Below are 15,153 nucleotides of genomic sequence, written 5' to 3'. Positions count from 1 at the left end.
ATAAACGATGTATAGCAATGATAATTATGCATGAAAAAAGTAAACACCAATATGCAGATGAGTAAACACGCAAATACACACGTAATAGCAGGTGCACACCGGTAGCAGTGCATTCATCCGCATATCTGCACATCTGCACATCTGCACATTTACTACCCTTTCCTTATTAAACACTGTGCTATGAAAAAATTCCTATTCGTTGTTCCTCCTTTTTTCGGGCATATCAGCCCTACGCTGAGCGTAGGCGCCAGCCTGCTGGCCCGCGGCCACCAGGTAGCCTGGCTGGGCATCCAGGACATTGCTGCTAAGCATATACCGGCCGGCGGGCAGTTTATTGTGCCCCACGCCGAGCTGGAAGAACACCTGCCGGAAATACAACGGATATTAAAACGGCAGGATGACGGTCCGCATATTTCCGGGGCCGAAACCCTGAAGCTGGCCCTGGAAGAAACCTACATGCCCTTTTGCCGGTTCCTTATGAAAGGGCTGTTGCGTATTGTTGATGAATTTCAGCCGGATGTGATCGTAAGCGACTGCATTACCTTTGCCGGCGCCGTTTGCGCCCATAACAAAGGCATACCCTGTGTAACCACCACGCCGGTACCGCCCAATGTAGGCGGCGATGCTATGAGCGCTCCCAGGGTGCACGCCTGGTGGGTGAACAACATCCTGGCCCTGCAGCAGGAATTTGGCATTTATGACCCGCAGGTAATAGTAAACTCCAGCCAGCTGAACCTGGTGTTCACCTCACAAACATTTGCCGGTGTGCCTAACGCCCCCGCGCATATGAAATTTGTAGGCCCCGTAAAAGGCCGCCCCAACGATACGCCGTTTGACTGGGAGCGCCTGCGCAGGGCCACCACGCCCAAAGTATATGTGTCACTGGGCACGCTGCTGGTAGACATCCGTAAGGAATTCTTCAGCAAGCTCATAGCCGCCTTTGCAAATGAGCCGCTGACCATCGTGGCTGCTACCAGCCCGGATATTTTTGAACAGTGGCCGGATAATTTTATTGTACAGGGCTTTGTACCGCAGTCGGAGCTTATGGCGGAAATGAATGCCGTTATCTGCCACGGCGGATTTAATACCGTAAACGATACGTTCATGAACGGCCTGCCTATGCTCATCACGCCTATTGCCTACGACCATTTTCATACCGCATCGCTGATAGAAAGGGCCGGCTGCGGCATTAAGCTGCGTTACAAACGGTTACGGGTAAACGATCTTAAAACCGCTATGTGGGAGCTGCTGCACAACCCGCAGTACGGCAAAGCAGCGCAGCGCATCCGCGAAACCTTTATACAGTCCGGTGGTAACGACAAAGCAGTGGAGTACCTGGAAACCTTTGCCGCAGAAGCAAAAATGCTGGCGCTTTAGGACTATTAAAATATGAAACCGGGCATAAACATTTTCCCACACGGGCATGTTAATGCGAGGTTCTATCCGACATATAAAAAATCATTTATTAACGGATGAAAGCATGAAAAGAAGACTACTTTTCCTGGAGCGGTTCATTTACGGGGATGGGTCCATTCCCAAGAACATCACCTTTACGGTAAAAATCAATGGCTCCTTTACAGCAGCTGCGCTGCACAATGCGCTGGCTAAGCTACAGGCCAGGCATCCCCTGCTAACCGTTGGCGTACAGGAAGACAGCCAGGGCCGGCCCTGGTTTGTATCGCCCATGCCCGTGCCCGACATCCCGGTACGGATAGTAACCCGCATATCCGATGAGCAATGGATGGAGGAGTCTGAAAAGGAATGCCAGCTGCGGTTTGATATGGAGAACGGCCCCTTGCTGCGGATGGTATGGCTGCGCTCCGCAGCAGTATCGGAGCTTATTATGGTATGCCACCACTGTATTTGCGACGGCGCTTCCATTGTAACCCTATATAAGGAGATATTGACGCTGCTGGATCAGCCCGACCTGGCCATTGGACAGTACCGGTCTTTTAACTCGGTTGCCGAACTGGTGCCGGAGGCCATTTTATCGGATAAAAAGCTGCAGCGCAAAGGCAGGGTAACAGCTGCTTTTTTAAAGCTGTTCCTGTTCTTTGTACGCGGTAAAAAACAGATCAGCAGGGGAAAGGACTACACCCTGCGCTGGAAGCTGGACAAGGCTGCTACAGCGGCTTTGGTACGGCGCTGTAAAGTGCAGCACACCACCATGCATGCGGCCCTGTGCACCGCATTCCTTTGCGCGTTCCGGCATGTAAAAGGCCGCAAGGCAAAAAACCAGGTGTTTTGCCCGGTAAACCTGCGCCGCTATATCCCTGAGATAAAAGAGGACATGCTGTTTGGCTTTGCCACCAGCACTACTTTATCTATAGATAAAGACCCCGCGCTGGATTTTGCCACGCAGGTAAAGCGCCTCAATGAGCAGCTGTCGGAAAAGCTGGCCAACCTGAAAGTGTACGAAGAGATTATGCTGAATGAATATTACCACCCGGTAGTAAAAAAGCTGTCGCAGTACCTGGGCACCGCCAGGGGCAATAATGACCTTACCTTTTCCAATATGGGGCGGCTGGATATTCCAAAGAAATTCCGCTCATTTGAAGTGGAGGCAGTGTATAATCCCGTCCTCATCTTCAAATCGGCCAACCCGAACGGCATTATTGCCAGCACGTTTGACGAGCAGCTGAATTTTTCCTTCCTCTCCAATGACGCTTATCTCTCCCAGGACGATGCCTGCGCCATACGCGACAAGGCCATGGAGCTGCTGCTGGAGGGGAAGCAGGTACCGGAGGCGCAGCTGGCGAATGCACAATAAAATGCACCGGGCAACGGCATAACACCGCATCCCATGTTTAGCATTTATCGTTAAAACTTTACGCTTTATGCTTTACGCCTTCTGCTTTACGCAACAATAAAAATCTCTACGGATGAAAAGAAAACTCATCATTGGTGAAAGGATCATGTATGGAGATGGCAACACGCCTTTGAACAGCTGTTTTACTGCCCGTATAAGGGGTACCATTTCCCCGGAAAACCTGCGGCACGCCCTTGCCCGCATTCAGTCCAAACATCCGCTGCTGAGCGCAGGCGTGGTGCCGGACCGGAAAGGACGCCCCTGCTTTGTAACCAATGCGCATATAACGGAAATACCCGTACGTAAAGTGCCCCGCCATACGGATAACGACTGGCAGCATGAGTCTATGGCAGAATGGGCCACACCGTTTGATATGCACAACGGCCCCCTGTGCCGGGTGGTTTGGATAGCGTCTGCAGCAATATCAGAGCTGGTGCTGGTATGCCACCACTGCATTTGCGACGGCGGCTCCGTGGCCACCATTTTGCAGGAGCTGCTTTGCCTGCTGGACCGGCCCGATATGCCCATGGAAACTTACCTGGCCTTTAATGATATACATGAGCTGATACCGGCTCCTTTCCTGGAAAACAGGCAGCTGCGGCAAAAAGGCCGGAAGTCGGCCGTGCTGGCCTGGCTTACCTTGTCTGTAGTATTATTCGGGAAAAAGCAGCCGCCTAAAGGCAGCAATTACCTGCTGCACTGGAAGCTGGGCAGGGAGCAGTCGGCCGCCTTTGTGAACCGTTGCAAAACAGAAGGCACTACGGTGCATGCCGCCCTGAGCGTAGCCCTGCTGCGGGCATTTAAACAGGTAAAAGGCGGGCAGGCAAAAAACAGGATCATATCGCCGGTGGATATACGCCGTTTTATAACCGCCATCCGGCCGGATCATTTGTTTGCCTATGCGCCAACGGTAACCCTTTCCCTGGATGATGACGCGCCTGATACCGCCAAAGGTTTTTGGGTGCAGGCTTACCGGCTGAAGGAAGCACTGTCGGAAAAAATAGCGGAGATGAATGTATTTATGCAGCTCATGATAGGCGAATATGTGCACAGCTCCCTGAAAAAGCTGGTAAAGCTGCTGAAGGTAACCAACGGCAACCATGATGTTACGTTTTCCAATATGGGAAGACTGAACATCCCCGAGCAATACAGCACCTTTGAGGTTGAAACCATTATGAGCCCTACAGTAGCGTTTCCCTGGCGCAATCCCAATACCATGGTAACAACAACTTTCCGGGGTCAAATGGATTTCGTGTTCATGTCGAACGATAGCTTTTTACCCTATGCGGAGGCCGTAGCCATTAAAGAAGCTGCTATGGCGTTAGTGCTGGAGGAAGCGGAAATACCAGTAGCAGTATGATATTAACATTTGTATTAACGCTTACGTTAACACTTTATTAGCTAAACAAGGTTTTTGAAATTGTACTTTAGCTGTAGATATTAAATGAATTTTTCTTAATTCAGCAGGGGCGGTGATTTCTATCCCGCCCTGTTTTTATTGGTGGCTATGGTGGGGGTTTTGTATCTTGCCGCATGAATTTTCATTCGCGCTTGATAAGAATAATATTCATTACTGTTAGCATACTCTGTTCCTCTACCCTTTCCCAAGCGCAACACCTTTTGCGTACCACCGTTACGGTTAACGTAAAAAAACAGCCGCTGGTAAAGGTGCTGAACAGCATAGGCGAACAGGGTAAATTCCATTTTTCCTATAACAGCGATGTAGTACGGAACGACAGCCTGGTTACATTTTCGGCCGCCAACAAGCCTGTAAAACAGGTGCTGGACCAGCTCCTGGGCGCCGGCTACCAGTATAAAGAGGTGAGCGACCATATCATTATTATGCAGGACCTTTCGCGGCAGTTCATCATCACCGGGTATGTGCAGGACCGCGAAACCGGGCAAAAGGTAGCCAATGCCACCGTGTATGAAAAACAGCAGTTCATCTCTACCCTTACCAATGAACAGGGATTTTTCCGACTGCGCCTCAAAAACAACGACCGTTATGCCGCTGCCATTACCGTAAGCAAAGACCTGTACCGCGATACCACCCTTTCCGTACACGCGGGCATTGACCAGCAGGTGGATATATCCATTAAACAAATGCCGCCGGTAATGTTAGCGCCGGTAGATGTTGGCGTGGAAAAAACCTGGATGGGCCGTTTCTTCCTTTCGTCGAGGCAGCGCATGCAAAGCCTTAACCTCAGCCGCTTTTTTGCAGATAAGCCTTTTCAATCGTCTATAGTGCCGGGGCTGGGCTCCCATGGCCGCCTGGATGCGCAGGTGATCAATAAGGTTTCCTTTAACCTCATTGGCGGCTATGCTGCGGGACTGAACGGCGTAGAGGTAGGCAGCATCTTTAACATTGATAAAAAAGATGTGCAGTATATGCAGGTGGCCGGCGTGTTTAACGCAGTGGGCGGGCATATGCTGGGCATGCAGGCAGCGGGCATCCACAATTATGTGATGGACACGGTAACCGGCATGCAGGCCGCCGGTGTGCTCAATATTGTAAAAGGCCCGCTCACAGGCATGCAGGCTGCCGGCGTATTTAACCAAACAAGAGCAACTGTGCAGGGCATGCAGGTGGGTGGTGCGCTCAATATAGCCGATACCGTACAGGGCGTGCAGGCCGCCGGTGCAATCAACCTGTCGAAAAAAGGCGTACAGGGCATGCAGGTGGCGGGTGCAGGCAATATCAGCCATGGCCGCGTTAACGGCTTTCAGGCAGCGGGCTTATTTAATTATGCCGATACTCTGCGTGGCCTCCAGGTGGCAGTGGTGAACGTGGCCGATACCTCCCTGGGCTGCAGCATCGGCCTTATTAACATTATTAAAAAAGGCGGCCTGCGCCAGATAACATTATCAGCCAATGAAATTACCTTACTGAACCTTTCTCTTAAAACCGGTACTAAAACATTCTACACCATATTAACCGCCGGTATTAACCCTGTGGCAGATAAAAAGGCTTTCCTGTTCGGGTTTGGACTGGGACATATTTTTACCCTGTCTGAAAAAATGTACCTGGGTGCAGAGCTGATGTCGCCCAACCTGTACCTGGGCAGCTGGGATCATTTACAGTCGCTGGTACGCCTGCAGCCTTTGCTGCATTACCGGCTAAACCGCTGGTGCAGCGTGTTTGCAGGTCCGGCCGTTACCATTTACGGCAATGACGATGTTGCGCCTAAAACCGGCTACCGCAGCCGCCCCCATGCAGTAGGCTGGAATGCCGGGATCAGCATATTTAACGGATGCGGTTATTATTGATCTTCTTTGCAGAGGATGGGTCTGTCTGGTAAGTGAGCACAGATCCATCCTTTAATATTTCCACCACACGGTAACCCCTGTATTCAGTGCCCCAGGTGCCTGCTACGTGTGAGTCCCAGAAATAATATTTACCGTCTTTCTCCCGCATGCCATCCTCATCATGGTCATGGCCCTGGAAAATGGCCTTCAGATTGGCCTGGCGGCTAAACAGCTCCACAATATCCGGGCGGTCAATGCCATACTTGGTCCATTTTACCGGCGTAATGTGCATGAATACGAACACCTGTTCCTTATCCTTGTAATCATCCAGGAAAGCCCTTGTTTTTTCCAGGTCAGGGCCGGTATATTCGCCCTTTATATCAGCGGTATTAAGGGTGATAAAGCCAACATCTTTTTTGGTGAACACATGGTCAAAGGGCGTACCCCATACGGACTGCCAGTGCGTTTCTTCCGTTTTATCGTGGTTGCCGTGCGATACATAGTACGGAACAGCAAGCTTGTCCCACGCAGCTTTCACCTGCGGCAGCAATGCAGGGTCATTATGAAAAAGATCACCGTTGATCATCACAAAGTCCAGCCCCCGGCCTTTGGCTTCTGCATTCAGCCAGTCGGTCATTTGCTGGTGGCGCGCGGCATAATCGGATTTGGCTTCTCCATAATGCCCGTCGGATGCCAGCCCAAAACGCAGCTTCACATCTTTGCGGGCAGGCAGCCTGAAGTTGTCCGGCATAAAAGCAGGCAGGGTGTTGCCCATGCCCAGCAGGATCACGCTTTTAATAGTGGATTGCAGAAACGCTCTGCGGGTGAATGTCATAACGCAATGCTTAAATTGTTATACAAACAGGTGCAATATTAATACGCCCACCAGTCCTGTTACAGAAACAATGGTTTCCATTACAGACCAGGAGCGGAAGGTATCTTTCAGCGACAAATTAAAATATTCCTTGAACAGCCAGAAACCGCCGTCGTTCACGTGCGAAAAGAACAGGCTGCCCGCGCCAATGGATAATACCATAAGACTGGGGTTCACATGCAGCTGCCCCATCATGGGCGCCAGAATGCCGGCAGTGGTTAAACCCGCTACTGTAGCGGACCCCAGGGCCAGGCGTATTACAGCGGCAATCAGCCAGGCCAGCACCAGCGGCGGTATGCTCCAGCTTTGCAGCACAGCGGCAATCTGCATGCTTACACCGCTGTCAACAAACATCTGCTTGAGTATACCGGAGCCGCCTACGATCAGCAATACCATGGCTACATCCTTTACCGCTTCGCTGTAAATGTTCATTACCTGGTGCATGGTTCTGCCCATGCAAATGCCCAGGCTAAAGGTGGCCACAATAATGGTAATGACCATTACAATACCCGGCTCGCCCAGGAAAGTGAGCAGCGTGGCCAGCGGGCTGCCTGCCGGCAGCACGAACAGCAGTATGGTGGTAACAATGAGCATAATCACCGGCAGCAGCGATGACAGCAGGCTATTGAACACCCCGGGCAGCAGCTCCTCGGGCAGCGGCGCCACGTTAAAAGTTTGCAGGGGTTTTGCCTCCAGTGTTTTCAGCGTTTTGGAAAATACCGGCCCGGCCAGTATTACCGCCGGAACAGCTACTATAATGCCGTATATTAACGTAATGCCCATGTTGGCATGAAACTGCCCTACCAGCGCCGCCGGAGAAGGGTGCGGCGGCAAAAAGCCGTGAGTCACGGACAGGGATGCCAGCATTGGCAATCCAATATACACTGCGGGCATTTTATATTGATAGGCAACGGAAAATATTAAGGGTATAATCAGCACAAAGCCCACGTTATAAAACAGTGGTATACCAATAATAAAACCGGTGAGCATAAGCGCCCACTGTATGTACTTTGCGCCAAAAGCCTTCATAAGCACGGCGGCAATACGCTGCGCCGCGCCGCTTTCCGCCACCAGCTTGCCCAGCATGGCGCCCAGTACGATCACCACTACCAGCGATCCCAGTGTATCGCCGATACCTTTGTATACTGACAGCGGAATGTCGTTTAACGGTATGCCCAGCAGCAAACCGGTAACAACAGATACTACCAGGAAGGCCAGGAATGCATTTACCTTACCCCACGAGATCAGCAGTATGAGCGCAACAATACAAAGGAAGATGATCAGTAATGTCATGATGTAGCTTATGGTGAATATTTAATGTGAGTCCCTGCTTACTTCCGATCCGGAGCCGCCAACCAGGAAGTCAAAGTCGGCGCCTTTATCGGCCTGCAGCACATGGTTAACATACAGGCTAACATAGCCGCGCTGCATGGGCGCTACTGTTTTTTCCCAATGCTGCCGGCGTTGCTGCAGCACGGCATCCGGCACATCCAGGTGCAGGCGGCGGCCGGCCACGTCCAGCTCAATGAAATCACCATTTTCTACCAGCGCCAGCGTACCGCCAATGGCCGATTCCGGCGATACGTGCAGCACTACAGTGCCGTAAGCGGTACCGCTCATGCGCCCGTCGGAAATACGCACCATATCGGTAATGCCTTTATCCAGCAGTTTTTTGGGCAGGGCCATATTGCCTACCTCCGGCATGCCGGGGTAGCCTACCGGCCCTACGTTCTTTAACACCATTACGCAGGTTTCATCTATATCCAGCGCAGGATCATCTATACGGGCATGATAGTCTTCTATGGTTTCAAACACCACAGCGCGGCCGCGGTGCTGCATCAGTGCAGGCGTGGCGGCCGATGGTTTTATTACGCAGCCGTTCTCGGCCAGGTTACCCTTCAGCACCGCAATACCGGCTTCCGGTATCAGGGGCTGCTCAAGGGAATAGATCACATCCCGGTTGTAACAGCTGCAGGCATCTGTAATATTTTCCGCATGCGATTTACCGGTAACAGTAATTGCATCCATATCCAGGTAAGCTTTCAGCTCGTTCAGGATCACGGGCAGGCCGCCGGCATAATAAAAATCCTCCATCAGGTATTTACCCGAAGGCATGAGGTTCAGCAGCAGCGGTATGTGGCTGCCCAGGCGGTCAAAGTCCTCCAGGTTCAGCTCCACTCCCATCCTGCCGGCAATGGCGGTAAGGTGAATGATAAAGTTGGTGGAGCCGCCGATGGCGGCATTTACCTTAATGGCATTTTCAAATGCCCGCCGGGTAAGTATTTTAGACATCTTCAGGTCTTCCTTCACCATTTCCACAATACGGCGGCCCGAAAAGTGGGCCAGCACTTTTTTGCGGGAGTCTACCGCCGGTATGGCGGCAGCGCCGGAAAGCGTCATGCCCAGCGACTCTACCATGCAGGCCATGGTGGAGGCAGTGCCCATGGTCATACAATGGCCTGCGCTGCGCGACATGCAGCTTTCAGCAAACAGGTAGTCCTTGGGCGTCATCTTACCTGTTTTCATGTCGTCGGCAAACTTCCATACGTGCGTGCCGGAGCCTATCTGCTGCCCCTGGAAACGGCCGTTCAGCATAGGTCCGCCAGGCACCACAATGGTGGGCAGGTCTACGCTGGCAGCGCCCATTAAGGTAGAAGGCGTGGTTTTATCGCAGCCGGTAAGCAGCACAACGCCGTCTACCGGGTTGCCTCTTATAGACTCTTCGGCGTCCATGCTGGCCAGGTTGCGGAACAGCATGGCCGTGGGCTTCAGCAGGGTTTCGCCCAGCGACATAATAGGAAATTCCACCGGGAAACCGCCGGCTTCATATACGCCTCTTTTCACCACTTCGGCAATATCGCGCAGGTGGGCGTTGCAGGGCGTGAGCTCTGACCATGTGTTGCAGATGCCGATCACAGGCCGGCCATCAAACATATCTCCGGGGAAGCCCTGGTTCTTCATCCAGCTCCTGTAAATGAAGCCCATCTTGTCTTTCTTCCCAAACCAATTGGTACTTCTGAATGTAGACATTACTATAACCGTTTATACGTTAACGTGGAAGCATTGCGCTTTTCCGGGTTGTTAAAGCCCAACTTACAAAAAAATGCCTCCTTTTTTCCAAAAAAATCCTCAGGTGTTGTAGTATTTACGCATCAGGCGTTCGTATGTGCGTTCAGGTAATACCTTTTTCAGCACCACGGAAAACTTTTCAATAGGTTTGCCTATGCGGTAATAACGTTTTACATAGGATGAATTAATGATCTTTTCTATTGCAGGGCCAAACTGCTCCGCAGGCAGGCCATGGTCTATGCTGGCGTCGATAGCGGCATACACGCGGTCAAAGCTGGCTTTATAGGGAGAGTTGTCGGGCACTTTTGTTTTAATGCGGTTGGCATTGATATCCGTATGTACGGCGCCGGGCTGCACGCAGCAGGCCTGTATGCCGTAAGCGCCGGTTTCGAGCCGCAGGGCTTCTGTAAAACGGTCAACCGCTGCTTTGCTGGCGCTGTACACGCCCCGGTAAGGCAGCCCTGCTTCCGCGGCAATGGAGCTGATATTAATGATCAGGCCCTTGCCCTGGCTGCGCATATGCGGCAAAATGGCCTGGCAGGTGCGTATAACGCCCAGTACGTTGGTGTCGAAAGTTTTCTGCACATCTGCCAGCGACAGGTATTCTGCTACGCCGGCAATGCCGATACCGGCATTGTTGATCAGTACATCTATGCGTGGCTGCTCCTGTAAAATGGTTTGTATGGCCTGCTGTATGCTGGCTTCATTACAAACATCCATCACCAGGGTGCGGAACTGTTTTCCTTCCTGCTGAATGTTACGGGAGGTGCCGTATACTGTAAATCCTTTTGTTGAGAGATAATTGCCAATGGCCGCGCCTAATCCGGCGGAAGCGCCTGTAATGAGTACTACTCCGGGCATGAAATGTTATTTGGTTTTTAGGTTATTTCTATAGGTTTTATACTTTTCCACTACCCGTTTAAAATGTGCGGCCAGCTCTTCCCACTGCCCTTCCTCAATGAGCGTTTTTGGGAACAGGTGGCTGCCCATGCCCAGGCCTTTGGCGCCCGCCGCCAGGAACTCGGTAAAATTATCCGGCGTAACACCGCCGGTAGGCATCAGCCGCAGGTAATCCATAGGCGCCAGCACCTCTTTGAAATAGGAAGCGCCCAGCTTTGTGGCAGGAAACACCTTTACCATGGTGGCGCCCAGGTGCCAGGCAGTATAGATCTCCGTAGGAGAATAAGCGCCGGGGAATACCGGCACCTGCGCCTTTTGGCAGGCACGCACCACCTCCTCCTGCAAAATGGGTGTTACGATAAACTGGGCGCCCGCCCCCAGGGCCTTTTCCAGGTCGTTCAGCGTGCAAACGGTACCGGCCCCTATGTTCAGCTGCCCTTCAAACTCCTGTACCAGCCGGGTAATGGTGGTAAGCGCTTCTTCCGAGTTAAGGGTTACCTCCAGCGTGGTCAGGCCGGCGGCCTGGTAATACCGCGCCAGCACCGGTACGGTAAGCGGCGGCATATTACGGAGTATGCCCACAATGGGCAATTTGTCAAACAGCGTTTGTGAAAAAGCATGTGGCATAGTTAACTGTTTAACTGGTTATATATTTTGTGCTGTCCGCGTACTACTGCGTCTTCTGTCCATGCGGCGGAAAAAATAACCGCGCCCGTAAGCCCCAGCACCGATAATGCCGTGGCATAGCGTTGCTGCAGGTGGGCGCCACCGCAAAGGTATATGGTACCGGGATCAGTAAATAATAATTCCTGCAGCTCGGCGCCTATGAGCAGCCCGCTCAGGTAATCGAGGTTTTCAATGGGCGTAAAGCTGCCGAACAGGTGATGCGTTCTTGCACGAAAGGCGGCATGCAGCAGCGGCTGGGTTACGGCGTCGCGTACGCCCTGGCTGAAAGAGCCGTCGGTGGTAACAATCAGCGGCGCTTCGTGCCCGGCCACCGCATCTCTTAAAATGCTCTGGCGGCGCAGCAGCTCAAACAATTCGCCGGTCATGAATGTTTTAAAGTCCACGGCCTGCCGCTCCTTTACCTGTATGTGCTTGGAGTGCGTGCCGGGCAAAATAAAGGTGCCGAAATCGGCCAGCGCCAGGTCGTCGCTGATACAGCCTACCAGCTGTGTTTCCTCTCCGCGCATTACATCCAGCTGGCTGCGCACGCCGGAGATGAGTATAATTTCGTGGGGAAAATCTGCAGTAGGCGGGGCAAAATGTGTGTGCACGTGGGCGCCGTCTACTGTAAAAGGCAGGTTGCCGTAAGGCAGCTCCAGCATACCAATGGAGGAAGACGCCATGCCGGAAATAATCACGGGCACCTGCTCCAGCGTATAGCCGATACGGTGCTCAATAGCGGTGATGGCGTTGTGTATCACCTGTACATAAAATTCCCATCTGCCCGGGCGCTCCCGGGGCCCGCCCGATTCCCAGGCCCTGCAGGTAGGGGCAATGCCCTGGCCCGATATTTCAGATGCCAGTACCTCCAGGTCCAGCGCCTGTATTAATCTTAACCTGAAAGAGGAGGTTCCCCAATCACAACTTAGAAAGGTAGTCATGGGGGAAAATTACGGATAATTACGAATTGGTTAATTACGAATTACGGATTAAGGCGATGAGTAACAGGTAAGATTGCCGTATGGAGCGGCAATAGTCGATTATGGATTAAGGCGGAGAGTAACAGGTAAGATTACCGTATGAAGCGGCAATAGTCGATTATGGATTACAAAGCGGAACATAGCTGTTTCCTGCATCACCGGAAGCGCCGGTGAAAATATTGTGATTGCGAATAACTAGGGCAATGGGGAATGTTGGCTTATTGAATATTGAATGGCGGGTGGAATGAAGAAATTTATGCCCGCACGCCTTTACTACCCTGTTTATACGCTTTTACCAGGGATGGGGAACGCTTTTACTACCCGTCACAAACGCTTTTACCTGCAGTTTCGCAGCAGTTACCCCCTGGTGGCGGCCGGTTTTATCCGTTCACTTATCGCGGTGCATCACCGCCCCTGCCCATCCGTAATTATTTTCACTGGCATTCCTGATTCCAATCGGCCATTGCCGCCAGGCATCCAACTTATTCGCCATCATAATAATTTCATAAGCGCTCATGAATACTTCGTAATTGGTAATTATTCATAATCATAATTTATTTTCAAAGGCATTTTCCGCAGGGCGGAACAGGCAATGCACTGCTTTGCGGGATCCTGATTGAATAATTCGTAATTGAATGCGTATTTTGCTTATCAACCAAAATCAAAATCAGCAAGCCTATGCAAAAGCACCTGTTTGTGATTCTCGCTGTTATTGCGCCTGTACTGGCGCTGGCCCAGGTGAAAGAGCTGGACCAGCGGGTAAGCGGCGTAAAAGACTCCGTTATTGCCTGGCGAAGGCAGCTCCACCAGCACCCCGAGCTCTCTAACCGGGAATATAAAACCGCTGCTTTTGTAGCTGCCCACCTGGAAAAACTGAGGCTGGAAGTACAAACCGGCGTGGGAAAAACCGGTGTGGTAGGCATCCTGAAGGGCGGTAAGCCCGGACCTGTAGTGGCTTTACGGGCCGATATGGACGCGCTGCCGGTATTTGAAAGAACCCATGTACCCTTCCGGTCTGCCGACAGCGCAGCATACCTGGGCCAGCGCGTGCCGGTAATGCACGCCTGCGGGCACGACGCGCACGTAGCCATTCTGCTGGGCACCGCCGAAGTGCTGACCAGCCTGAAAAAAGATATACCCGGCACCGTTAAATTCATTTTTCAACCCGCTGAGGAAGGCCCGCCCGGTACAGAAGAAGGCGGCGCCCCTTTAATGATTAAGGAAGGAGTAATGGATAACCCGAAGGTAGACGCTATTTTTGGCCTGCACATTAACGCGCAGACACCTATCGGCAAAATAAAATACAAACCTGGTGCGGAAATGGCATCCAGCGACTGGTTTGTAGTAACGGTAAAAGGGAAGCAGTCGCACGGCTCGCAGCCCTGGAGCGGCATTGACCCAATAGTAGTGGCAGCGCAGATCATACAGGGCTTTCAAACCATTGTAAGCCGGCAGGCAGAGCTCACCAAAGCGCCGGTAGTAATTACCGTGGGCAAGATACACAGCGGCGTACGCAGCAACATTATACCCGAAGAGCTGGTGATGGAAGGCACCATCCGCACGCTCGACAGCAAAATGCAGCAAATGGTGCATGAAAAAATGAAGCAGATGGCCACCAACATCGCAGCAGCATCCGGAGCTACCGCAATAGTGAGTATTGACACCAAAACCAAGGTAACCTATAATGATCCCGCGCTGGTAAAAATGATGCTGCCTTCTATTGAAGCAGCCGCCGGCAAAGACAATGTATATGAAACCGAGTGGACTACCGGCGCGGAAGATTTCTCCTTCTTTGGGGATAAGGCGCCGGCCTTCTTCTTTTTCCTGGGTGGTATGCCGGCCGGCCAGGACCCCGCAAAAGCAGCGGCCCATCATACGCCGGATTTTTATATTGACGACTCCAGGCTGGATGTTGGCGTAAAAGTATTTTGCCGGCTGGTGTTTGATTATGCAAAACAGCAACACGAAAGAATGTAAAATGTAAAATTTTAAATGCCGAATGTAAAAGTAAAACGCCCCGAAACCGGTACAATGTTTTGTTGGTTGCGTTTTACTTTTACATTTTACATTTTAGATTTTAGATTTATCATCTTACATTCCTTAGTATGCCGGCGATTTTATCAGTGCATCGCCTGCCTTGCCAGCAGCTTCCATTGGCCGCCCTCTTTCACAAATACCAGTATGATGCGCAGGTGCACGGTACCCGGCTTACCACTGTCGTTGGTGTCGGCATCCAGCACATGGCGTACAATGGCCGTGTTGCCCACAACCGTAATGGTTTGCCCGCTCAGCTTTATGTTAACAAAATCAGACCGTCCGCTTACGATGTGCTCCACAAAAGTGGGTTTATCTTCCAGCGCGCCGCTGGAGTGCCCATAGGAAAGCTTGTCATCGGCCAGCTTTTCCAGGTCGGCCTTGTTGCCGCTTATCATGGCCAGGCGCATGTTCTCTACGGCGGCCGCCACCGCCTTTTCCTCTTTGGATTGGGCATTAGCGCACTGCAACAGCAAAAACATAACGGGGAATAATAAAAGACGTTTCATCCGTAATTCTTTTGGAACTTTAATTAAGATTGCCCTTAAATATACACAATCACAAAAGAAATATCA

12 protein-coding genes are annotated in these 15,153 nt (G+C 51.7%); 5 read left to right on the top strand and 7 right to left on the bottom strand.

All coding sequences use genetic code 11. The annotated features are described in order from the left end of the window. Positions 1–180: 180 nt before the first annotated feature. The 4 genes from VFS25_RS06310 (at position 181) to VFS25_RS06295 (ending at position 6,076) form a co-directional block, all read left to right on the top strand. Complete coding sequence (locus VFS25_RS06310; RefSeq protein ID WP_326461278.1) at positions 181–1,377, top strand: glycosyltransferase; 1,197 nt, start codon at positions 181–183, stop codon at positions 1,375–1,377. Positions 1,378–1,480: 103 nt separating this feature from the next. Next, positions 1,481–2,770 carry a condensation domain-containing protein gene (locus tag VFS25_RS06305; protein ID WP_326461277.1) on the top strand — a complete coding sequence of 430 codons (1,290 nt, stop codon included), beginning with the start codon at positions 1,481–1,483 and terminating at the stop codon, positions 2,768–2,770. 112 nt (positions 2,771–2,882) lie between these two features. Then, positions 2,883–4,169: a condensation domain-containing protein gene (locus tag VFS25_RS06300; RefSeq protein WP_326461276.1), complete on the top strand. Its 1,287-nt coding sequence runs from the start codon at positions 2,883–2,885 to the stop codon at positions 4,167–4,169. A gap of 260 nt (positions 4,170–4,429) precedes the next feature. Then, positions 4,430–6,076, top strand: coding sequence for an STN and carboxypeptidase regulatory-like domain-containing protein (locus VFS25_RS06295; RefSeq protein ID WP_326461275.1), 1,647 nt, complete (start codon positions 4,430–4,432; stop codon positions 6,074–6,076). Here VFS25_RS06295 and VFS25_RS06290 read toward each other — a convergent pair. The 6 genes from VFS25_RS06290 to VFS25_RS06265 form a co-directional block, all read right to left on the bottom strand. Next, complete coding sequence (locus VFS25_RS06290; protein ID WP_326461274.1) at positions 6,054–6,890, bottom strand: metallophosphoesterase family protein; 837 nt, start codon at positions 6,888–6,890, stop codon at positions 6,054–6,056. The genes VFS25_RS06295 and VFS25_RS06290 overlap by 23 nt on opposite strands. An 18-nt stretch (positions 6,891–6,908) precedes the next feature. Beyond that, positions 6,909–8,222, bottom strand: coding sequence for a gluconate:H+ symporter (locus VFS25_RS06285; protein ID WP_326461273.1), 1,314 nt, complete (start codon positions 8,220–8,222; stop codon positions 6,909–6,911). A 21-nt stretch (positions 8,223–8,243) separates the two neighbouring features. After that, complete coding sequence (locus VFS25_RS06280; protein WP_326461272.1) at positions 8,244–9,959, bottom strand: IlvD/Edd family dehydratase; 1,716 nt, start codon at positions 9,957–9,959, stop codon at positions 8,244–8,246. 99 nt (positions 9,960–10,058) lie between these two features. After that, positions 10,059–10,859, bottom strand: coding sequence for an SDR family oxidoreductase (locus VFS25_RS06275; RefSeq protein WP_326461271.1), 801 nt, complete (start codon positions 10,857–10,859; stop codon positions 10,059–10,061). A gap of 6 nt (positions 10,860–10,865) precedes the next feature. Then, positions 10,866–11,525 (bottom strand): bifunctional 4-hydroxy-2-oxoglutarate aldolase/2-dehydro-3-deoxy-phosphogluconate aldolase, encoded by a 660-nt coding sequence (locus tag VFS25_RS06270; RefSeq protein WP_326461270.1) that lies wholly within the window; start codon positions 11,523–11,525, stop codon positions 10,866–10,868. A gap of 2 nt (positions 11,526–11,527) precedes the next feature. Then, complete coding sequence (locus VFS25_RS06265; RefSeq protein ID WP_326461269.1) at positions 11,528–12,505, bottom strand: 2-dehydro-3-deoxygalactonokinase; 978 nt, start codon at positions 12,503–12,505, stop codon at positions 11,528–11,530. A 717-nt stretch (positions 12,506–13,222) separates the two neighbouring features. Between VFS25_RS06265 and VFS25_RS06260 the strand changes: the two genes are divergently transcribed. Next, positions 13,223–14,521 carry an amidohydrolase gene (locus VFS25_RS06260; RefSeq protein WP_326461268.1) on the top strand — a complete coding sequence of 433 codons (1,299 nt, stop codon included), beginning with the start codon at positions 13,223–13,225 and terminating at the stop codon, positions 14,519–14,521. Between the two features lie 143 nt (positions 14,522–14,664). Here VFS25_RS06260 and VFS25_RS06255 read toward each other — a convergent pair whose 3' ends face one another. Then, entirely contained in the window at positions 14,665–15,087 is a 423-nt protein-coding gene (locus VFS25_RS06255; protein WP_326461267.1) for a nuclear transport factor 2 family protein, read from the bottom strand. Positions 15,088–15,153: the final 66 nt, after the last annotated feature.

It is taken from the genome of Chitinophaga sp., assembly GCF_035761305.1.
In the GTDB taxonomy this organism is placed as follows: Bacteria; Bacteroidota; Bacteroidia; order Chitinophagales; family Chitinophagaceae; genus Chitinophaga.
This window is presented reverse-complemented; position numbering and strand designations above follow the sequence as displayed.